This window comes from Corynebacterium sp. HMSC076C10 (assembly GCF_001812455.1).
In the GTDB taxonomy this organism is placed as follows: Bacteria; Actinomycetota; Actinomycetes; order Mycobacteriales; family Mycobacteriaceae; genus Corynebacterium; species Corynebacterium jeikeium_D.
Window position 1 is genome coordinate 19137 of sequence record NZ_KV809108.1, and the last position, 20754, is coordinate 39890.

Annotated in this window: 17 protein-coding genes; 16 read left to right on the forward strand and 1 reads right to left on the reverse strand. The window is 59.3% G+C overall.

Annotated features, from left to right (window positions below; all coding sequences use genetic code 11):
- Positions 1 to 80: 80 nt before the first annotated feature.
- Both eccCa and HMPREF2857_RS04165 read left to right on the forward strand, forming a co-directional pair.
- A complete protein-coding gene (gene eccCa, locus HMPREF2857_RS04160) occupies positions 81 to 3908 on the forward strand; it encodes a type VII secretion protein EccCa (protein WP_141752728.1) in 3828 nt (1275 codons plus the stop codon).
- Positions 3908 to 5296, forward strand: a complete 1389-nt coding sequence (locus HMPREF2857_RS04165) for a type VII secretion-associated protein (protein ID WP_070642860.1) — start codon at positions 3908 to 3910, stop codon at positions 5294 to 5296. The genes eccCa and HMPREF2857_RS04165 overlap by 1 nt, the downstream gene beginning before the upstream one ends.
- A gap of 18 nt (positions 5297 to 5314) precedes the next feature.
- Here the strand turns inward: HMPREF2857_RS04165 and HMPREF2857_RS04170 are convergent, their stop codons facing one another.
- Complete coding sequence (locus HMPREF2857_RS04170) at positions 5315 to 5908, reverse strand: Type 1 glutamine amidotransferase-like domain-containing protein (protein ID WP_070642862.1); 594 nt, start codon at positions 5906 to 5908, stop codon at positions 5315 to 5317.
- Between the two features lie 47 nt (positions 5909 to 5955).
- Here HMPREF2857_RS04170 and HMPREF2857_RS04175 point away from each other — a divergent pair, with 47 nt between their 5' ends.
- The 14 genes from HMPREF2857_RS04175 to HMPREF2857_RS04240 all read left to right on the forward strand — a co-directional run bounded on the left by HMPREF2857_RS04175 (position 5956) and on the right by HMPREF2857_RS04240 (position 20702).
- Positions 5956 to 6666 (forward strand): ASCH domain-containing protein, encoded by a 711-nt coding sequence (locus tag HMPREF2857_RS04175; protein WP_070642864.1) that lies wholly within the window; start codon positions 5956 to 5958, stop codon positions 6664 to 6666.
- A 396-nt stretch (positions 6667 to 7062) separates the two neighbouring features.
- The gene (locus tag HMPREF2857_RS04180) at positions 7063 to 7389 is read left to right on the forward strand and encodes a WXG100 family type VII secretion target (RefSeq protein WP_005510029.1); all 327 of its coding nucleotides are present in this window, start codon (positions 7063 to 7065) and stop codon (positions 7387 to 7389) included.
- Positions 7390 to 7462: 73 nt separating this feature from the next.
- Complete coding sequence (locus HMPREF2857_RS04185) at positions 7463 to 7750, forward strand: WXG100 family type VII secretion target (RefSeq protein ID WP_016422090.1); 288 nt, start codon at positions 7463 to 7465, stop codon at positions 7748 to 7750.
- Positions 7751 to 8068: 318 nt separating this feature from the next.
- Complete coding sequence (gene rplM / locus HMPREF2857_RS04190) at positions 8069 to 8512, forward strand: 50S ribosomal protein L13 (RefSeq protein WP_005509852.1); 444 nt, start codon at positions 8069 to 8071, stop codon at positions 8510 to 8512.
- On the forward strand, positions 8509 to 9069 hold the full coding sequence (gene rpsI, locus HMPREF2857_RS04195) for a 30S ribosomal protein S9 (RefSeq protein WP_016422091.1): 561 nt from the start codon (positions 8509 to 8511) through the stop codon (positions 9067 to 9069). Before rplM ends, rpsI begins: the two co-directional genes overlap by 4 nt.
- A 219-nt stretch (positions 9070 to 9288) precedes the next feature.
- Positions 9289 to 11211 (forward strand): acyltransferase family protein, encoded by a 1923-nt coding sequence (locus HMPREF2857_RS04200; protein WP_070642865.1) that lies wholly within the window; start codon positions 9289 to 9291, stop codon positions 11209 to 11211.
- 43 nt (positions 11212 to 11254) lie between these two features.
- Positions 11255 to 12943 carry a VanW family protein gene (locus tag HMPREF2857_RS04205; RefSeq protein WP_070642867.1) on the forward strand — a complete coding sequence of 563 codons (1689 nt, stop codon included), beginning with the start codon at positions 11255 to 11257 and terminating at the stop codon, positions 12941 to 12943.
- 102 nt (positions 12944 to 13045) lie between these two features.
- On the forward strand, positions 13046 to 14389 hold the full coding sequence (gene glmM, locus HMPREF2857_RS04210; protein ID WP_016422094.1) for a phosphoglucosamine mutase: 1344 nt from the start codon (positions 13046 to 13048) through the stop codon (positions 14387 to 14389).
- 16 nt (positions 14390 to 14405) lie between these two features.
- Positions 14406 to 15062, forward strand: a complete 657-nt coding sequence (gene idi / locus HMPREF2857_RS04215; protein ID WP_070642868.1) for an isopentenyl-diphosphate Delta-isomerase — start codon at positions 14406 to 14408, stop codon at positions 15060 to 15062.
- Between the two features lie 4 nt (positions 15063 to 15066).
- Complete coding sequence (gene mvk / locus HMPREF2857_RS04220; RefSeq protein ID WP_101687816.1) at positions 15067 to 16092, forward strand: mevalonate kinase; 1026 nt, start codon at positions 15067 to 15069, stop codon at positions 16090 to 16092.
- Complete coding sequence (gene mvaD / locus HMPREF2857_RS04225) at positions 16089 to 17066, forward strand: diphosphomevalonate decarboxylase (RefSeq protein WP_070642870.1); 978 nt, start codon at positions 16089 to 16091, stop codon at positions 17064 to 17066. Before mvk ends, mvaD begins: the two co-directional genes overlap by 4 nt.
- A 12-nt stretch (positions 17067 to 17078) precedes the next feature.
- Complete coding sequence (locus HMPREF2857_RS04230) at positions 17079 to 18164, forward strand: phosphomevalonate kinase (RefSeq protein ID WP_070642872.1); 1086 nt, start codon at positions 17079 to 17081, stop codon at positions 18162 to 18164.
- A 93-nt stretch (positions 18165 to 18257) separates the two neighbouring features.
- A complete protein-coding gene (locus HMPREF2857_RS04235; RefSeq protein WP_048731505.1) occupies positions 18258 to 19313 on the forward strand; it encodes a hydroxymethylglutaryl-CoA reductase in 1056 nt (351 codons plus the stop codon).
- A gap of 198 nt (positions 19314 to 19511) precedes the next feature.
- A complete protein-coding gene (locus HMPREF2857_RS04240; RefSeq protein WP_070606739.1) occupies positions 19512 to 20702 on the forward strand; it encodes a hydroxymethylglutaryl-CoA synthase in 1191 nt (396 codons plus the stop codon).
- Positions 20703 to 20754 lie beyond the last annotated feature (52 nt).

Sequence of the window (20754 nt, forward strand, 5' to 3'; positions counted from 1 at the left end):
TTAAGCTATGCGTACACCGATTGGTCGGGGGATTGGCCGTCGAGTGAACACAAGGGGCGACACATAGCGGGGGGATTTTTGTGACTAGTGCACAGGCGGAGATTTCGGCTACCCGAAAAGCGGGGCTGCAGCCTATGACAGGCACAATCGCGCCGGATGCGCCACCGGAAGCGCCGGAACCACAGTCGGTGCCGCTGATGCGTGCACTCATGCCGTTAATCATGGTCGTGGCAGTGGTTGGCATGGTGGTGTTGATGTTTGTCTCTGGGGTGGGACGTAACCCGATGTCGTTTATGTTTCCGCTGATGATGGTGTTTTCCACTGTGGGCATGATGGTGTCGGGCGGGGCGGGAAATAAGGACATGGCACCGGTGCGGAAGGACTATCAGAGGCATTTGTCCAGTATTCGCCGCGCGGTGGCGAAAGCAGCGAGGATGCAGCGTGAATCGGCGCAGTTTATCCACCCTCGGCCTGGAACTCTGTGGCAGCTGGGGGCGATGGGGCGGGCGTGCGAACGCCGAAAGGGGGACCCGGATTTCTTGCAGCTGCGCATCGGGGTGGCAACGCAGCAGCCCGCAACGCCCGTAACACCACCGGCAATTCCGGCGCCGGAGAAACTGGATCCGGTTTCCGCCGTAGCACTGCGGGAAGTTATTCGATCGGCTCGTCAGGTTGAGGGCGTGCCCTTTGCCATAGATGTGTCAGCCTTTGAGATCATCGCGCTCACTGGAGATACCGCGGCGCAGGGGCTGGCTCGAGCAATGGTCGCCCAAGCTGCTGCGCTGCATCATCCGGAGGATTGCCTGATTGCAGTTGTGGGAGATGAGTGGGAATGGCTGAAGTGGACGCCACACCACGGACACCCCGCAGTTACTGATGCCTGTGGCCCAGCGCGGTTGCGGGCGGCGACGTGTGCGCAGCTGACTGAGCTGCTCACGGCTATCGACACACTGCCAGCTGCAGTGCTGATTGTGCTGGCGGATTCGAACGGACAGCACGATGTCACTGAACTGACACCGATTTTTGACGCGGCGGGGTCGGAGACCTCGGTAGTTTTGCTGACCGTCGTGGAAGCGCAGTCAACGTTGTGGGAGGCAGCGGTTCACCATGGCATCGCGCTGGTTGTTTCCGCTACTGCTGTGCATGCGGAAACTGCGTCCGGACGGGAGGAGATTGGCGTACCTGATCAGCTGAGTCCAGCAGAAGCGGAGGTGCTTGGACGGAGCTTGGCGCGTTTTGAAGTGCCAACAAGCGCAGATGATTCTGTTAAGACCTCGGAAGACCCGGTCATGGAGGAGCTCGGGCTGTACCCGCCTCCGACAACTCTGCGCTACCGACCGCGCTACGGCAGTGCTCGCCTGCGCATTCCTGTTGGAGCTGATGACGGTGGTGCTCCGGTCTATCTGGATTTTAAGGAGAGTGCTGAGGGCGGCATGGGGCCACACGGTCTGTGCGTTGGTGCCACAGGGTCGGGTAAGTCGGAATTCCTCCGAACGACCGTGGTAGGGCTCGCAGCTACGCACAGCCCGGATCAGTTGAACTTTGTGCTGGTGGACTTCAAAGGCGGGGCGACGTTTCTGGGACTGGATCAATTGCCTCATGTCTCGGCGGTGATTACCAACTTGGAGCAGGAGCTTATCCTGGTCAACCGCATGGAAGACGCACTGCGCGGTGAGATGACGCGGCGCCAAGAGCAGCTGCGCGCTGCAGGGAATTTCGCCGGTGTCAGCGATTATGAGCAAGCCCGGCGCGCTGGGCAGATAGATGCGCCACCCATGCCCGCGTTGCTGATTGTGGTGGATGAGTTTTCAGAGCTGCTCTCCGCACGCCCGGAGTTTGCTGAGCTCTTCGTTGCGATTGGTCGGTTGGGGCGCAGTTTGCACATGCATTTGCTGCTGGCCAGTCAGCGTCTGGAGGAAGGCCGCTTGCGCGGGTTGGAAAGCCATCTTTCCTATCGTATTGGGTTGAAGACCTTTTCCGTCGCGGAGTCCCGCAGCGTGCTGGGCGTTCCGGACGCCTATCATCTGCCGGCCATCCCGGGCATTGGATATATCAAATCTGCTGCCGCCGAGCCGGTGCGGTTTCGGTCGGCGTATGTTTCCGGCCCGGTGGTCCGTCCGCAGCCTATTGACGGTGCGACGGCTGGGGCAGAGCAGGGGCTGCAGGGCCAGGCCGTAGCTGTCGCTGAATTTACCGCTGAAAATTGGACGCGGGAGGCTTTCGGTGCGTCGTCAAGCGATGGTGGAATGGCCGATCCGCCTGCGCAGACATCGGAGCAGACGGTGCTCGGTGCCGTGGTGGCAGCGGTGTCGCACGTATCGACACGTGCGCATCGGGTGTGGCTGCCACCATTGCCGGAGGCCATCGAGCTTCAGCCCGACGAGCAGCTGCCGCGACAGCGATTGACCGGTGTGATTGGGCTGGTGGACAAGCCGCTGTTTCAGCGTCAGGACCCACTGCGTATTGACCTGCGTACGACCGGTGGGCACGTGGCAATCGTCGGAGCGCCGCGGTCAGGAAAGACCACTGCCGCACGCACAGCGATCCTCGCGCTAGCCGACGGTATCAGCGCTCGTGACCTGCATTTTTATATCGTCGATTGTGGTGCGGGCGGCCTGAGCGACCTGGCTGAGTTGCCGCATGTCGCGTCGGTTGCACACCGCGGAGACGAGGAGCTTATTCGCCGTACGATTGGTTTCTTGCGTCGTGAGGTAAGTCGTCGGGAACAGCTCTTTCGCACTAATGGATGGCTCTCTCCGGAAGCAGCACGGGCGGCGGGTCAGCCGGATTCGGTGTTGGTCATTGACGGCTGGGGTGCGTTCAAAACGGAGTTTCCGGCGCTGAGTGACGATGTGCAGGCGCTGGTTGCAGATGGATTGGCGGTGGGAATTCATGTCCTGCTCACGGCCTATCGCTGGACGGACATGAGACCTGCCGTTCGCGACCTGATTGGTACTCGGATTGAGCTGCGGCAGGCGGAGTCGATGGATTCAATGATTGACCGCAAGGCAGCGGAGCTGGTGCCGGAGAGCCCAGGACGCGGAGTCGCGCCGGGCGGGTTTGCGATGCTGGTAGCTCTCACCGGCGCTGCAGACACTAAGCGGATTGCAGAGACAGCGCCGCACGGTGAGCAGGCACCAAAGCTCCAGTTGTTGCCACGGCGGATTGATATTGCGCGTTTGCCGCGACCAGCGGCCGCTGCGAGAGGTGCGATTGCAGTGGGGCTTGAAGAAGCCGGTCTGGGCGCGGTGATATTCCATCCAGAAAAGGATCGCCACCTACTGATATTCGGTTCGGCGGGCAGCGGCAGAACCGCCGCGCTGAGGGGCATCGTTCACCAGCTGCGGTACTCCCAGTCGGACTCGAAATTCGTCGTGATTGACTACCGCCGTGGGCTAATGGAGGCCGTGCCCCAAGAGCGGCTGGCCGGCTATGCGGGCTCGGCTGCGGTGGCGACACCCATGCTGGCAGAGCTGGCAGAGGTACTGAAGGCTCGTCTCCCGCAACCGGATATCACCCCAGCGCAGTTGAAGGCCCGAAATTGGTGGAGTGGTCCAAGCATCAATGTCATCGTGGACGACTATGACCTCGTGGCTGGCTCGCGGGGTAACCCCTTGCAGCCGCTGGCGGAAGTCATCGCTCACGCCGCCGACATTGGGCTCAATATCTTTTTTGCCCGTCGAATCAGCGGGGCGTTGCGGTCCCTCCACGACCCGGTCATGGGTGCGGTTAAGGACCAGGGTGCCAGCGTCTTTGTTATGGACGGCACACGCGACGACGGCCCCATCCTCGGCGTAAAGCCCTGCGAGCAGCCGCCGGGCCGTGGCTATTGGGTGGCGCACGGCCAGAGTCCGCAGATTGTGCAGTTGGGTTGGTTGGATACCGCTGGTGACCAGGAGGACAGTTGATGATTCGGGTCGAATCTTCTTCCACCACCCAGACCCCGACGCTGCGCCACGGCACCTGGCACCTGTGGGGACTCGCGGCACCTGCAGACACCGCAGAACTGGCGGTGCATGGCCCTAGACCGCTTCTCGAGAGCATGCAAACAGTCATTGTGCCCAGCTATTGGGGTGCTGTGCGACAGTGCCGGTTGGCCTCCGCGCTATTGGCTGCTGAACTCAATCCGTACATCCTGACGCTTGCCGACGCCGTTGTGGAACTCGATGAGGCAACTGTGTCTCATAGCGTGTTGGTGGAAGTAGAGGAAACGCGTGTCTGTGTCACTCGTCTGAGCGGGGGCCACATTGCCAGTCGGATGACACATTTGGTCGGAGCGAACGACAGCGCACCATTGGTGGAAACAGTCATTGCGCTGGCTTATCAGCTGACCATGTATCCGGATGCGCCCCAGGGGATACCCGATGATGTGGAAGTTAGTGGTGGGCGCGGTATCACTGAGTATCCGCCCCGCTGGCAGGAGGATATTGAGTTCATCGTCGGCGAAGTTCCACCCGGGCTAGCGAACCCGCGGCGAGCTCTACTAGTCGATCGTCTGCGCGACCGTGGATTTTTAGTCTTCGACTGCCCAGCATCGCGGCTCGGGGAGTGCGTAAATCCGGCCTGGTTGAAAAACATCGGCGACGCTGAAGCCGGTGAAGTGGAGCCGTCGGAGGATTTCGCGGGGCGGCGTCCTGCAGCCAGGGCAGAAGTCAGCTCAGCGTCGAATCAAAGCACAGTTGTGTCAGTAGCTGCCGTTGGTTTGTTGACGGTGGTGGTTCTGATTGTTGGGATTGCTGCATGGCTCATTAGTGGCGGCATAGTTAGGGAGAACGAAGGGAGACAGAAGCAGCGTGAGACATCGCACGCACAGGCTCCTCCTGTAACTACGCCTCCTGTAACGACGCCTCCATCCACATCGAAACCAGTTCCCGATTCTGCTCCAATAGTCAAACTGACCAATGCGGGCGTGGAAGCTCGGTTTCCCGGCGGGTGGGAGCTTGACTCGGCAAGTCCGTTAGACCGTCTGATTGCGGTGGATGGCGGAGATATGCGCGTCTTGGTGCTCGCTAGCCCGCTTTCGCAGGACATGGCGCTTGAACATCTAGCCGCCGCTTTGAGCAGCTCCGTTGCCGGGGATGAGACAAAGTCCGCGCCGGAACGCAGACAAGTACTGGGCACCGATGTCGTAGTCGTAGAGGAGCGGCTGCCGTCAGGTAATTCGATAGTGCTCTGGCATCACAAAGTGATGTACGGAACTCAAGTCAGTGTGGGGTGCCAGTTCAGAGGAAGGACTATTGCGCCGGTACGGCCCGTATGCGACCAGGCAGTAGTAAGCGCTCGGCCGGTGCCGTAATACGCAAGTGGGGGCAACCTAGATAAGCACTGAACCCCGCTCATCAACTACTAGCGCTTCACCGTCTCTCAGCAAAAGAAGATTCCACTTTCGCCCGTACTCTTGCACAGTCCGACTAATGATGTCTATAGAATACGGACCGGTCGTTCCTTGGGCGTGAGGAACTACCACATATTTAGTGAGATTAAGTCCGGTGTAGTTCGCAAGCTCCGGAGCTGCTGAAGGATCATCCATCACCGTTGCTGGCTCAGTTGAGGGTCCGGCAACAATAGCCCCAGCAGAGCTTCCTGCATACAACTTTCCATTACGCACGGCGTCAGTAAGAAGCTGGTCCGCTCCGGTAGATTTCAGCGCCTGGAGCAAACGGAATGTTTCACCACTCGCCACATAAACGCAATCAGCTTGCTCAAGCTCATGGCGAAAAACACTCAGTGGTGTCTCTGACAAAGTAAGAGTCACCAGCGTTTCCGCCACATCGCTAACCGCTTTTAACTCTTCCTGAGCAAATGGAGCCTGTCGCATTTCGACTGCCGCGTCATCTATATAGAGAATTCTTCCAGTCAAATACATGGCGAGATCAGGATGCAGGTAAGAGAAAAGAAGTAACTTCATAGAACTCAAGTTATCGTCTAGCGTTTGCAGCTACTACCTTTAAATGGATGATTTCTAACAAACTTCGAAATTTGCTAGCTGAAGCAACTACTCATGTACAGCGCTACCAAGACGGAGGAGACCACACAGTAGCCGCAGCCCTCCTTACCGAGTCGGGCAAACACGTCCTAGGTTTGAACGCATTTCATTTCCTTGGTGGTCCTTGCGGCGAAGTCTCAGCTTTGGCCAACCATGCTGCTAGTTATCCAGAGGACCCCATCCAAGCAGTAGTCGCCGTATACGGACCTACTGGTCAAGTTGTTCCTCCTTGCGGTAAATGCCGCCAGGTGCTTTTTGATGTTAACCCGTCTATTCGGTGCATCGTGCGCGGAAGTAATGGACTTGAAGCACCTACCGTGGGAGAGCTTTTGCCGTTCGCATTTGACTGGCGGGACTTGGAAAAGGAACAGCGCATTTACATGTGGGAAGGCTACGAGGAATTAATTCGTAGCGGAGAAAAGCAACAAACCATTCGGGTAGATGATCCTTTTCGTGAAGGAAGCGCTCAAATTGTCTTCGAGAAAGAATCTGGAGAGGTCGTCACTATTCCTGCACAGGTCACGTCAGTTGTCTCCACCCGGCGAAGCGAATTGTCGGAGGAGCAAGCCAAAAATGACGGTTTTGGTTCCCTCACTGAGCTTCAGGAAGCGCTAGATACTCACTATCCCGGATTAGCTGCAGATGATGAAGTCGACATCGTAGAGTTTAAACTCCAGTAGTTCAAACAAATTAACTGCCTTCGGGGGGGGGCATCACCCCCGGATCATCTTCAGACAGGGGCGGGAATAAGCCATACCGAAGCCAGCGACTAGTTCCACTGTCCTTTCAGACGGAGGGAACGAAATTAAACATAACCAGCCCAATCGGGTGGACAGGCTATGAATCTTCGGCGCCCTGTGGTGGAACTGCTAACAACGTAATGGGCGTAGAGAAAGTGACTGGGGGATGGGCGGGGGTAAGCAGGGGTAAAGGTTGGAAAACCAAAATGGAACCGAATCGGGGTTTTTCGCGCCAAACAATATGACGGGTTTTTAACGCGGGAAGCTGGCTGGCTCGCGCGGGGAGGTAAAAATGCCGTCGTTAATCAGTCACTCAACACGAATAAGGGGGAAACAGTGGCAAACCTATTTGCAGCCGAATCAGATCAAATGACCACTACCGCGGGGGACGTCGATGGCGTCAACTCGGAAGTACAGGGCGAGCTGGGTCGCATTCGAGGCGTCGTGGACGGTCTGGCGGGGGAATGGAAGGGCCAGGCTAAAGACAGCTTCGATGATCTGATGCTTCGTTGGGATGACGCAGCTATGCGTCTGTCCAATGCGCTGACGGATATCGCGGACAACATCCGCGCCAATTCCAGCAGCTTCGATGCGGGCGAGGACGAGGGGGCGTCGTCGTTCAAGCAGGTGGCAGCAGCGGGTGCGTCGTTGCTGAACCTCTAAACGTTTTATCGAATCGCACAACCACAACACTGAATCACACAACACACATCACCTTTTGGGGAAAGGGTTCTTAATGCAACCAATTAGGTACAGTTTTGGCGGCATCGACGGTGCTGCCGATGACATTCGGTCCACTTCTGGCACCATCAACGGGCTGCTCGGAGATTTGAAGAAGCGCATCGCGCCGATGGTCTCTACGTGGGAGGGTGACTCTTCGGATTCTTACCAGGAGGCTCAGCGTGAATGGGACACAGCAGCGGAGGAGCTCAATATGATTCTCACGACTATCGCGGATACGGTCAGCGCAGGTAGCCAGCGAATGGCGGATATTAACCGCCGCGCGGCAGCTAGCTGGGGGTAGCTTGGTTCCTGATTGAGGCACTTTTGATTGAGCTATGTAACCGGGGGAGGGGAGGACATTGCTCAATTGAGATCTTCAGTTAGGTATCTGCCTTTGAAGTATTCTTGCTAGCAGCACTCCAGGGGGGGAAAGGCCAGTCTCAGCAGTTTGCGGCTGAGACTGGCTTTGGCATTTTTTGTTCTAGTGCCATCTCAAGGTAGAGTAGGCAAACTGTGTGCGCACACGTGAATGTTGCCTCGGGTCTCCACCGGCCGCCGGGGAATAACAACAGTGTGCACAGTGGCTGGCAAATCTACACGGACCCTAAAAGGAGTCATGTTGTCTACTTTCCATCCGAAGGACGGTGACATCGAGCGCAAGTGGTACGTCATCGACGCTACCGACGTTGTTCTCGGCCGTCTGGCTACTCACGCCGCAGACTTGCTGCGCGGTAAGGGCAAGGCTTACTTCGCCCCTAACGTCGACTGCGGTGACCACGTCATCATCATCAACGCCGATAAGGTGCACGTCTCCTCGAACAAGCGGGAACGTGAGATGCGCTACCGCCACTCGGGCTTCCCGGGCGGCCTGAAGTCGATGACCCTGGGTCGTTCCCTCGAGGTTCACCCGGAGCGTGTTATCGCTGAGGCTATTGAGGGCATGATGCCGCACAACAAGCTTTCGCGTGCGTCCATCAAGAAGCTGCACGTCTTCGCCGGTTCCGAGCACCCGTTCGCCGGTCAGAAGCCTGAAAACTACGAGATCAAGGCGGTGGCACAGTGACCAACCCACAGGACGTCAATGAGAACCAGAACGTAGAGGCCACCGAGGCTTCCTACGATGATGTTCAGGCTGCCGCTGCTGCTGCCACTGAAGAGTTCACCTCTTCCATCGGCGACGCAGTTGCTACCGAGACCGAGGCTGAGGCTGCTCCGGCTGCACCGCTGACCCTGGATCGTCCGATTCAGACTGTCGGTCGTCGTAAGCGCGCTGTCGCCCGCGTCGTTCTGACCGCTGGTTCCGGCAAGATTGTCTGCAACGGCCGCGAGCTCGAGGATTACTTCCCGAACAAGCTGCACCAGCAGGAGATCAAGGATCCGCTGGTCCTGGTCGAGCGCGAGAGCCAGTTCGACATCAAGGCCAACATCAACGGTGGTGGCCCGTCCGGTCAGGCCGGTGCTCTGCGCCTGGCTATCGCTCGTGCCTTGAACGAGTTCAACCCGGAGGAGCGCAGCGTTCTCAAGAAGGCTGGCTTCCTCACCCGCGACGCTCGTGCTGTCGAGCGCAAGAAGGCTGGTCTGCACAAGGCCCGTCGCGCACCGCAGTACTCCAAGCGTTAAGCTTTACTGCTTCGAAAAGCACCTCAGTTTGCGTATTACACGCAAGCCGAGGTGCTTTTTTGGTTAAAGTCCGCAGTGACCAGGCATGGCTGCATTTTTGGGACAAGCCCCGTACGTTAGACTTTTATCCGTTAAAAACTGCCACGAGAATCGTTTATCGCGGTGCGATTGCAGTGCGATGAAAGTGCGATTGCAGTGCGATGGGAAGAAGGAAATCGTATGGCGGTGAGCACCACAGCCACCAAGACCTCCGACGCGAAGAGCTCCTCTAGCTCGTCGTCGGTGGCGAAGCATCCCTTCCGCATTCGACGCGTACCAGGCATTGATGGGCTGCGCGGTCTGGCCGTTGCCACAGTGGTGATCTACCACTACTTCGATAATGTGCTGCCCGGTGGCTACATCGGTGTGGATATCTTCTTCGTGCTCTCCGGATTTCTTATCACCTCGCTTCTGGTGCGCGAACGCGCGGTCACTGGGCGCATCGATCTAAAGGACTTCTGGCTCCGTCGACTGCGCCGCATCGCTCCGGCTGCGATGTTCGTGTTGTTTATTTCCATCGCCGTCGCAGGTCTGGTCGGCGGGGATCCCGCTGTTGGCTTGTCGACGCAGTTTCTCGGCACGGTCTTTTTCGTCAATAATTGGACGCAGATTGCGGGCTCTCAGTCCTATTTCGCGGATTCCGGAGTGCAGCTGTTAGCGCACTACTGGTCACTGTCGGTGGAGGAGCAGTTCTACTTGCTCTGGCCATTGATCTTTGTGGCTCTTCTCGCCCTGAAGCTGGCATCTCGCAAGCTGGCAGCAGTGGCGGGCATTGGGGCGGTTGCTTCTTTCGTGTGGATGGTCTCGCTCTACGATCCGAAGGTTGACCCCACGCGGGTCTACTACGGCACCGATACTCACGCCTTTGGACTCCTGTTTGGCGCGGCCCTCGCATTGTGGTTGACGTCGACGTCGTCACGCGCGGAAGCGGACTCCTGGCCACGCACAGAACCCCTGCTGCGGGACTTCTTTGGCAGTTCTGCCCAAGCTTTCGTAGTGGCCTCGCTGCCGCTGATCTTCCTTTCGTTGGTTTTGCTGATGATGTCGGATACCGCGTCGGCGACTTACCGCGGTGGGTTGGTGTTCGCCTCGTTGCTGTCGGTGGCGATTCTCTATCTTGTCGTTCGCGGTGTCTCACCCGTGCGTCAGATTTTTGAGTTCAAGCCACTGTGCTGGCTGGGAAAGATTTCTTTCTCGCTGTACCTGTGGCACTGGCCGGTCATCGTGCTCATCCGCGAACTGCTGGAGCGCAGTGAGGCCATGCAGTATGAGAACCTCGCTGCCTGCGCAGGTATTGCGCTATCGCTGCTTTTGGCGAACTGGTCATACAAGAATGTGGAATCGCCAATTCGCCGGATGGGTTACCGCCGTTGGATGGCGCAGTTTTCGGGCACGCAGTTTGCCGGTTCCTGGAAGCCGCGCGTTGCAGCAGGGCTGGCGCTGGTCGTCGTGGTTGGTGCAGTTGTGGGAATGGCTACGGCGCCGAAGATGACACGTCTGGAGGCGCAGCTACAGGAGGCAGCTGAGCGCCGTGCGCAGGCTCAGAAGGCGGAGGAAGCCGAGTTGGCCAAGCGCGTTATGCCGCGTGGTGACCAGATCACCGCTATCGGCGACTCTGTGATGCTCGCCTCGGCGTCCGCGTTGGAAGAGAAGCTGCCCGGTATCTATATCGATGCGGCTGTTTCCCGTGGTTATCCGGCCGCCCCGGAGATCATCGCGAGTATGAAGGCGGCGGGTACGCTCGATCCATTCGTCGTGCTGGGTCTTGGTATCAATCAGTCGGCTGCGGCATCGGACGAACACCTGTTGGATGAGATCCTCGATTCGCTGGGTGAAGACCGCATCATTGTCCTAATCAACCCGTACGGTGATCGTGTGTGGATGCCGCAGTCGGAGAGGGAAGTCCTCGACGCGGCAAAGAAGCGCGACAATGTCTATGTGGCTGACTGGTGCCATGGTGTGCGTGATGATTTGTCCAAGCTGCGCGCGGACCTTATCCACCCGACCCCGGATGGTGCCGAGGTCTATGCCAATGCCGTGGTCGATGCTTTCCAGCAGTATGCGAAGTACAAGAAACGCATTCCGGACACCTGCGGAATCTAATAAAAATCTAGTTAGTAGTGTTTCCACGGTAAAGTAAGTGGCTGTGGCCAAACAAAAGTCTTCCTCCAGTCACCGTGGATTAAAGATTTTCCTCGGCATCGTCCTCGGTATCTTCGCGCTCTTCGGTGTGTTTTACGCTGTCGATTACGTGCTGAACAAGGACCATGTCCCGCGCGGGTCTACCGTTGCGGGTATTGACATCAGCACGCTGAGCGCGAATCACGCTGAGGCGAAGCTCGAAGAGCAGCTCGGTGATCTTTCCACTCATCCAGTGGCGTTTCGTGCCGGCGAACGTACGGCGGAGGTTCTGCCCGAGGAGGCGGGGCTGAGCATCGCCTGGGAGAAGACGGTCGCGCAGGCGGGTAAGCAGACGGCGAACCCAGTTACCTGGGTGCGCAGTTTCTTTACTACCCGTGAGCTGGATTTGGTCAGCGATATCGATAGCTCTAAGTTCGAGCCGCAGGTCGACCGTCTCGTCGGCGAACTGACTATTGCTCCCGTCGATGGTGAGGTCAAGCTTGTCGACGGCCGCGTGGAAACAACTCCACCGGTCATCGGCCAAGATGTCGACCGCAATGCGGTCAGCGGGGATTTGGCCGCCAAGTGGTTGTCGCCGGAGGGCATCGATGTAGAGACCACCGCGCACGACCCGGCTATCGGTGAGGATCAGGTCCGTGAGGCAGCTGAAGGAGAGGCCGCCGATGCGGTGTCGGGTCCCATTGTTGCCAAGGGCCGTGATGGCAAAGATGGTGTAATTCCGCCGGAGCGCATGGCTGAAATCATCAGCTTTGTGCCGCGCGACGGTGGATTGGCCGCCGATATTAATGTCGACCGCGCACGCGAGATCCTCGAGGAGGGGCTGGCTGCTTCCGAGGTTGATAAGCGCAATGCGTCGATACGCTTCAGCGGTGGTTCGCGTGAAGTGGTCCCCTCGGTTGATGGCGTAGCCGTGAAGTGGGATGAAACTATGAAGGACTTCGCCGAGCGTGTGACTTCGACGGATAAGCGCGAGTTCGATGCGGTCTACGAGGACAAGCCCGCCACCTACACCACCGAACAAGCGGAAAGTGCCACCTTCGATGATGTCATTGGTGAGTTCACCACCGGTGGCTTCAGCTCGGCATCGGGCACAAACATTGCCCTGGTGTCGCAGATGGTCAACGGCGCATTCGTGGCACCGGGCGATACATTCAGCCTGAACGGCTACACGGGTCCGCGCGGTACTGCGCAGGGCTTTGTCGAGTCGGGCATCATCCTCAACGGCCATGCGGATAAGGCTGTCGGCGGTGGCATTAGCCAGTTCGCTACCACTTTGTACAATGCTTCGTACTTTGCGGGCATGGAGGATGTCGCGCACACTCCGCACAGTTACTACATTTCGCGTTACCCGGCCGGCCGTGAGGCGACGGTGTACGAGGGCGCAATCGACCTAGCGTTTAAGAACAGTTCCGACACTCCGATTCTCATCGAGGCCGTTACTACTGGCTCCGACGTCACTGTGCGCATCAAGGGTGTGAAGAAGGTCAACGTTGAGTCCATCAATGGTGGCCGTTGGGCATACACGCAACCACAGCGTATGCAGGTCAGTGGCAGCTCTTGCCAGCCGTCGTCGGGTGCGCAGGGCTTCACCACTTCCGATACACGCGTCATTCGGGACCTCTCGGGCGCGGAAATATCGCGTGAAACTCAGACTACGGTTTATGACCCGCAGCCAATTGTGTCCTGTGGCTAGTCTGGATTCGCCTGCGCGACCGGCTAAAGTAATACAGCATTGACAATGCAATAGTCCGCGATACCAAAACTCATAAAACCCCCAAGGAGTGGTCTAGCAACAATGGCACGTCTTTTCGGAACTGATGGCGTCCGCGGTTTGGCGAATAAGACTCTGACCGCACCGCTGGCAATGCGGCTGGGTGCTGCTGCGGCCACTGTGCTGACTAGCGGCACGAATCCGTCGGGGCGTCGTCCCCTGGCCATTGTTGGCCGCGATCCGCGTGTCTCCGGTGAGATGCTCGCCGCAGCGCTGTCTGCCGGCATGGCTTCCCAGGGCGTCGACGTTTTGCGTGTCGGCGTGCTGCCCACTCCGGCTGTCGCTTTCCTCACCGACGACTACGGTGCCGACATGGGTGTGATGATTTCGGCTTCTCACAACCCCATGCCGGACAACGGCATCAAGTTCTTCGCCGCGGGCGGCACCAAGCTTGACGACGCGGTGGAGAAGGAAATCGAACACGCTCTCCACAACCTGCCGGAGACCGGCCCCACGGGCACCGGAGTGGGTCGTGTCATCGAGGAGGCCCCAGACGGGCTCGACCGCTACCTGTTCCACCTCTCCCGTGCGGTCAGCACCAAGCTCGACGGCATTCGCGTCGTAGTGGATTGTGCAAATGGTGCTGCTTCGCAGGCCGCCCCCATGGCGTACGCGGCCGCCGGTGCCGACGTCGTCGCTATTCATGACAAGCCGAACTCCTACAACATCAACGACAACTGCGGTTCCACCCACATTGAGGTTTTGCGCGCGGCAGTGCTGGAGCACGGCGCGGATCTGGGGCTGGCTCACGATGGCGATGCCGACCGCTGCCTGGCTGTGGACTCGCAGGGCAACATCGTCGATGGTGACCAAATCATGGCCATCCTGGCCGTCGCCATGAAGGAAGAGGGGCTACTGCACCACAACACGCTGGTGGCCACTGTGATGAGTAACCTCGGCCTCAAGCTGGCGATGGAGGAAAACGATATCGCCCTGCGTACCACCAAGGTCGGCGACCGCTATGTGCTGGCTGATTTGAACGCTGGCGGTTACTCGCTCGGCGGTGAGCAGTCGGGACACGTGGTCATTCCGGATCATGCCACCACTGGTGACGGCACCCTCACGGGTCTGTACCTCATGGCGCGGATGGCACGCACCGGTAAGTCTCTGGCTGAGCTGGCCTCCGTAATGAAGGTGCTGCCGCAGACTCTTATCAACGTGCCGGTGTCCAACAAGGCCGCAATTCTGGAGTCTGATGAGGTCAAGGCCGCCATCGATGCAGCCGAGGAGAAGCTGGGTTCCACCGGTCGCGTGCTGTTGCGCCCGTCCGGCACCGAGGAGCTCTTCCGCGTCATGGTGGAGGCCGCCGATGCGGAATCGGCCCGCAAGATTGCCGGGGAGTTAGCTGCGGTTGTGGCCGCAGTCTAGAGTCGGGAGTGTGGAAATGAATGACGCGCCAGAGGACATTAAAGCCCGCTTTGCCCCGGGTGAAGCCGACATCCAGGTAGAGGTGGTCGATCGTGACGGTCGGGTTCTCGGTACCGTCGGCAAGCTTGAAGCACACGTTCCGCCGGGAATTTTGCACCGTGCTTTTTCTCTTTTCCTCTTCGATGAGCAGGGACGCATGCTGCTGCAGCGCCGTGCGGAGTCGAAGTATCACTCACCACTGCTACTGACGAATGCGACCTGCTCGCACCCACTGCCGGGGGAGCCGGTGGCCGATGCCGTTGAGCGTCGTGCGAAGGAAGAGCTCGGTGCGGATGTCTCCCAGTTGGAGGAAATCGGCATCGTTATCTACCAGGTCATCGATAATCGTTCGGGATTGGCAGAGCACGAGTACAACCACGTGTACGCCGGCATCGTCGATCCGAAGTCGGTGGATATCAACCCCGATGAGGTCGATGAAGTGGTGTACGTGACCCCGCAGGAGCTCGCAGAACGTCGCGCGAACGAACCGATGACGGAGTGGTTTAACCACGTCTGGGGTGTTGGGGCGGAGAAGTTCTCCAAGTACGGTTTCGACATTGCGGGTGTGCCGGGTATCCATGGCCCAGCGGAGGCGCAGGCTGCCGCACAGTCGGTTTCGGAAAAGGATGTGTAGCTTCGTGACCAGCGTAGAAAACGCCAGCGTCGACGACTTCGGCCTCGACAAGTCCGAGGAATTGGAGACCGGGGAGTTCTATGCCCTGGCCAATGAACAGGGTGCCGCATTCGGTGAAGGCCATGCCAAGTCGATTTTGTTGGGCGAGCACTCTGTCGTCTACGGCAAGCCGGCTATCGCGCTGCCGGTGACGTCGCTGCGCACGATGGCGTGGATTGACCGCGTGGAGGATTCTCCCGTCCTGTTTTCCATGGACGGCGAGGTCATCGACATCGACGAGCTGCCGGAGCGCTTTGCCTCCATCGCCGCTGCACTCCGCGCTGGCCTGCGCACCTTCGGTATTCCCGAACGCGACCTGCTGGTTCGTCTCCGCTCCGGTATCCCACCCGCTGCAGGGCTGGGTGGTTCTGCCGCAGTGGCACATGCGCTTATCGACGCAGTGCGTGACCTCGCCGATGGCACTTTGACCGAGCGTCAGCGCTTTGACCTGGTGCAGGAAGCTGAGCGTCTGGCGCACGGTAACCCCTCTGGCCTGGATGCCACGGTTGCCCGCGCATCGCGTCCGGTTTACTTCAAGCAGGGTGAGTTCCATCCGCTGAAGGTGGCCAAGAAGATGTGGCTGGTGCTGGGGGATACCGGTGTGCGTGGTTCGACGTCGCTGGCCGTTGCCCGCGTGCGTGGTTTCGTCGATTCCCACCGAGTCCACGGCCAAGAGTTGTTGGACCACTTGGGGCAGCTGGCCGATGGCGCGGTGCACAACCTGGCCAAGGGTGATTTTGCCCGTCTGGGACATCGCATGGACTCGGCGCAGGAAGCGCTAGAAGAACTAGGTGTTGGGCATGAGTCCATCACTGATCTCGTCACTGCCGCGCGTCTGGCAGGTGCCCACGGTGCAAAGCTAACTGGCGCCGGTTGCGGTGGCTGTGTGATGGCGCTGGCAGAGTCCGCCGATCACGCGGAACTGATTAGCCATGCCATGATGGGCGCCAATGCTGTTGCTACTTGGACTGTGGAGGTAAATCCCTCGTGACCACGACCGCTACCGCCGTCGCTCATCCCAACATCGCCCTGATTAAATACTGGGGCAAGCGCGATGAGGCCGTGCAGCTGCCGGCCACAGGTTCGCTGTCCCTTACTCTGGGCATCGCTCCGACGACGACCACGGTGTCGCTTATCGACGATCCCAGCGTCACCGCCGACTCGGGCACTCTGAATGGCCAGGAGATGGTGGGCAAGGACCTCGTCCGTGTCCAGAAGTTTTTGGATTTGGTCCGCGAGCGTGCGGGCAGCACTAGCTTCGCAGAGGTGACCAGCACCAACGAGATTCCGACGGGTGCGGGTCTGGCGTCGTCCGCGTCGGGTTTTGGCGCTCTCGCGCTGGCCGCGGCGAAAGCCTACGGCCTGGACTACACCCCGGAACAGCTCTCGGCTCTGGCCCGTCGCGGTTCGGGCTCGGCCTGTCGCTCTATTTTCGGCGGCCTCGTTGAGTGGCTGCCCGGCGATGACGATGCTTCCAGCCACGCAGTGGCTCTGCCGGATTCCGGCCTGGATCTCTCCCTGGTCGTGGCGGTTTTGGCCCCGGGGCGCAAGAAGATTGACAGCCGTGCCGCCATGCGTCGCACGGTCGAGACATCACCGTTCTTCCCGGCCTGGGTGGAGCAGGTGCCCCGTGATATCGAGGACATGAAGGCCGCCATTGCCGCTGCGGACTTCACTGCGGTCGGCGAGCTTGCCGAGGCCAATGCCATGCGCATGCACGCCACTATGCTGGGGGCTCTTCCTCCGGTGCGGTACTGGAATCCGGATTCGGTGGCGGCTCTCGATCTCGTCGCTACGCTGCGTGACGAGGGCACCGAGTGCTACGCCACCATGGATGCCGGGCCGAACGTGAAGGTGCTGTGCCGCAGCGGCGATGCCGAGACCATCGCGGATCGTTTCCGCGCAGAGTTCGAGGATATTGACGTGCTGGTTTCCGGCTCCGGCCCCGGCGCATACCTGGTGTAGCTGGGGGAGTAGTTGAGCAACGCTAAAGGCGGACCTATCGAAGGTGAGTCCATCGGCCGTGGCTGCGGCAAGCTGTACCTCACCGGTGAGTATGCGGTGATGGATGTCGAGGGGCTGGCCGTCATCGCAGGAGCCAACCGCTATGTGACGGTTCGGTGCCACGATGCCGACCCATCGCAGCCGGTCTCTCGCGTGTACTCCAGCTATTACGGCCCGCAGGGGCGTGTCATTGATATCGATGCACCAGATGACATCGCGACCCATACGATTTCCCTGGTCTATCGCATTGCTGCGGGCGAGCTGGAAAACACCCCAGAGCGTCCCATAAATATCGTCATTGAATCAAACCTCGATGACGCCGACAGCGGTGCGAAGTATGGCCTGGGGTCCTCCGGGGCTGTCGCTGTGGCTGTGACTCGTGCGCTGGGGACGCACCTGGGTCTGGAGCTGGATTCACTGGACGTGTACAAGATTGCGATGGTGGCCACGCTTCTGGCTGGTGCAGCTGGTTCCGGCGGCGATATCGCGTGCTCCGCGCACGGCGGGGTGGTGCTCTATCGCCGGCCGAATCCGACGGCGCTCGCAGAGCTCGTGGCGGCTGATCCTGTCGCTGCCGTGGCGGCACCGTGGCCGAATCTTCGCATTGACGCCCGTGCCGACCTCGGTGGACTACAACTGTTGGTCGGCTGGACGGGCAGTCCGGTGAAGACGGACTCGCAGTTGAAGAAGGCCGGTGGCGCAGACCGTGATTTTGTGCGCGGGGTCTCGTCGATAAGCGAAAGACTCTGGCAGGCGCTTGCCGACGGCGACCACACCGCGGCGTTTGCCTGCCTGCGTGAGAATCGGACGCTGCTGCAGGACTATGAGCGTGAGCGTGCTGTGTGCATCGAGACGGAGAAACTGAAAGCGCTTGCCGACATCGCCGATGGCGCGGGGGCCGCGGGCAAGAGCAGTGGCTCCGGTGGTGGTGACTGCGGAATCGCGCTGGTGGGAGTCTCAGATGGTGTCGATGCCGAGGAGACTGCCGCGGACATCACCGCGCGCTGGCAAGCAGCTGGCATCCGGCCGTTGCCGCTGAAGCTGGCCGCTCAACTTTGACCACAGTTTTTTGACCGTAGAATTTAAGACAGCTGAAATTTACAGAAGCTGGGAACCGAAGCTGCATGCAGCTAGAAAGGGTCGCTTAGGACAATGGCTGAAAAGAGCTCGCACGACCTGGAATATGCACACGTACCACTGAGCTGGATTGGTCCGGTGCGCATTAGTGGCAACGTCATGAATGACGAGGTGAAGATTCCGCTGGCGACTTACGAGACCCCGCTGTGGCCGTCGTGTGGTCGCGGTGCGAAGGTCTCCCGCATGATCGAAGGTGGCATTACCTGCACTTTCGTCGGTGAGAAGATGACCCGCTCGGTGATTTTCACTCTCGATTCGGCAGCTGATGCCGTCATTGCGCGCGACAACATCCTGTCTCGTTATGACGAGCTGAAGAAGGTCGTGGAGTCCTCTTCGCGTTTTGCCAAGCTGGTAGATATTCACTTCCAGATCGCATCGCGTCTTCTCTTTGTCCGCTTTGAATTCTTCTCCGGTGATGCCTCGGGCCACAACATGGCCACGCTGGCGTCTGAGCGTTTGATGTCCTACCTGATGGAGCAGATGCCAGAGTTGGGCTATGGCTCCATCTCGGGCAACTACTGCACCGATAAGAAGACCTCCGCCGTCAATGGCATTCTGGGCCGCGGTAAGTACGTGATCGCCGAGGCCGTCATTCCGGAGCCGGTTGTCCGCGAGCGTCTGCGCACTACCGCCAAGCGCCTGGCTGAGCTCAACGAACGCAAGAACCTCGTCGGCTCCATCATGGCCGGTTCGCTGCGCAGCGGTAATGCGCACTACGCCAATATGCTGCTGGGCTTTTACCTCGCTACCGGTCAGGACGCTGCGAATATCGTCGAAGGCTCGCAGGGGCTGACGCAGGTAGAGGCGCTTGACGACGGCTCCGTGCGCTTTAGCTGCACCCTGCCACATTTGATCGTCGGTTCCGTGGGCAACGGCAAGGGCTTGGACTTCGTGGAGAAGAATCTCACGGCGCTGGGCTGCAAGGAGGACCGTGAGCCGGGCGAGAATGCCCGTCGTCTAGCAGCGTGCTGCGCGGCAATCGTCTGGTGTGGTGAGCTTTCCCTGCTCGCGGCACAGACGAACCCGGGTGAGCTGATGGAGGCGCACGTTTCTATCGAGCGTGCGAAGTAGTGGTTTGTGAATAGTCGTTTGCGACAATTCGCAAAACCTAAGACAAATCTCAGGTAAACGCGCTAGATTTCTGTAGTAGGCAATTAACATTTTGTGGGCAAAATATCCCGTGGTCTGATGACTGCTCTGATGACATGGGGATGTTTCGTTGCCCGTTATTTCTTAAAAATCTGTAGAGGTAGTGAAGGCACGGTTTTGATGACAACAAGCAATGTGACCCCGATCGGTATTGATGACATCGCCTTTGCGACGGGTTCGTACTGCATTGACCTCGCCGATATTGCGCCCCGACTCGGAGCGGAACCGGCAAAGTACCACAAGGGCCTGGGGCAGGAACGCTCCAGCGTGGTTGCCTCTGATGAAGATCCGGTGACGATGGCCGCGGCCGCGGTGAAGAAGATCGTTGACCGCCACGGTATCGACGGCGTGCGCACCATCATGTTCGCCACTGAGACCGGTATCGACCAGTCGAAGGCCGCTGCTGTCTATGTGCATGAGTTGGTCGGTCTTGACCCGCACGCGCGATCTGTCGAGCTGAAGCAGGCTTGCTACTCCGGTACCGCGGCGCTGCAGTTCGCGTGCGCTCTGGTGGCCCGCAATCCGGAGGAGAAGGTCATCGTTGTCGCCTCCGACATTGCCCGCTATGACCTGGACTCCGCTGCGGAGCCGACCCAGGGCGCAGGTGCTGTAGCCATGCTGGTGACCGCTAATCCGCGCATCCTGGCTATCGATGCGGCTTCGGGCGTCTTTACCCGCGAAGTTATGGACTTCTGGCGGCCGAACCACCGCAGCCAGGCGTTGGTGGAGGGCAAGCTCTCTATTAGTGCTTACATCGACGCTGTTCAGGGTGCTTACGAGGACTACCGTGCCCGCGGCGGTGTGGACTTCAGCGAGATTGACTACTTCAGCTACCACCAGCCGTTTACCAAGATGGCCTACAAGGCGCACCGGCAGCTTTCGGCCAATAACGGTGTGGAGCTCACCGCAGAGGACGAGGCCCGCCAGCTCGGCCCAACCACTGAGTACAACCGCATCATCGGTAACTCCTACACAGCATCGGCCTACTTCGGCCTGCTCTCGCTGCTGGACACCGAGAAGGACCTGGCTGGTAAGAAGGTCGCTGTTGTCTCCTATGGTTCCGGCTCGGTTGCTGAGTTCCTCACCGGCAATGTGGTCGAGGGCTACGAGTCCCAGCTGCGCGCCGAAGATAATGCTCGTGAACTGGATGAACGCGTAAAGCTCGATGATCCGACCTACTACCGCCACGCTCAGGTGACGCATGAAGATCCGGGTGAGTACTCAAACCTGGGAGACGACGCACTGATTGGCACCGGTCCATTCAGCTTCACCGGTGTTGAGGGTTGTAAGCGCATCTACCGCGCTCGTTAGCCCCGGGGGCACCCGCGCTAGTACTTAGACGGAACCGAATCCTCTTTTTTCG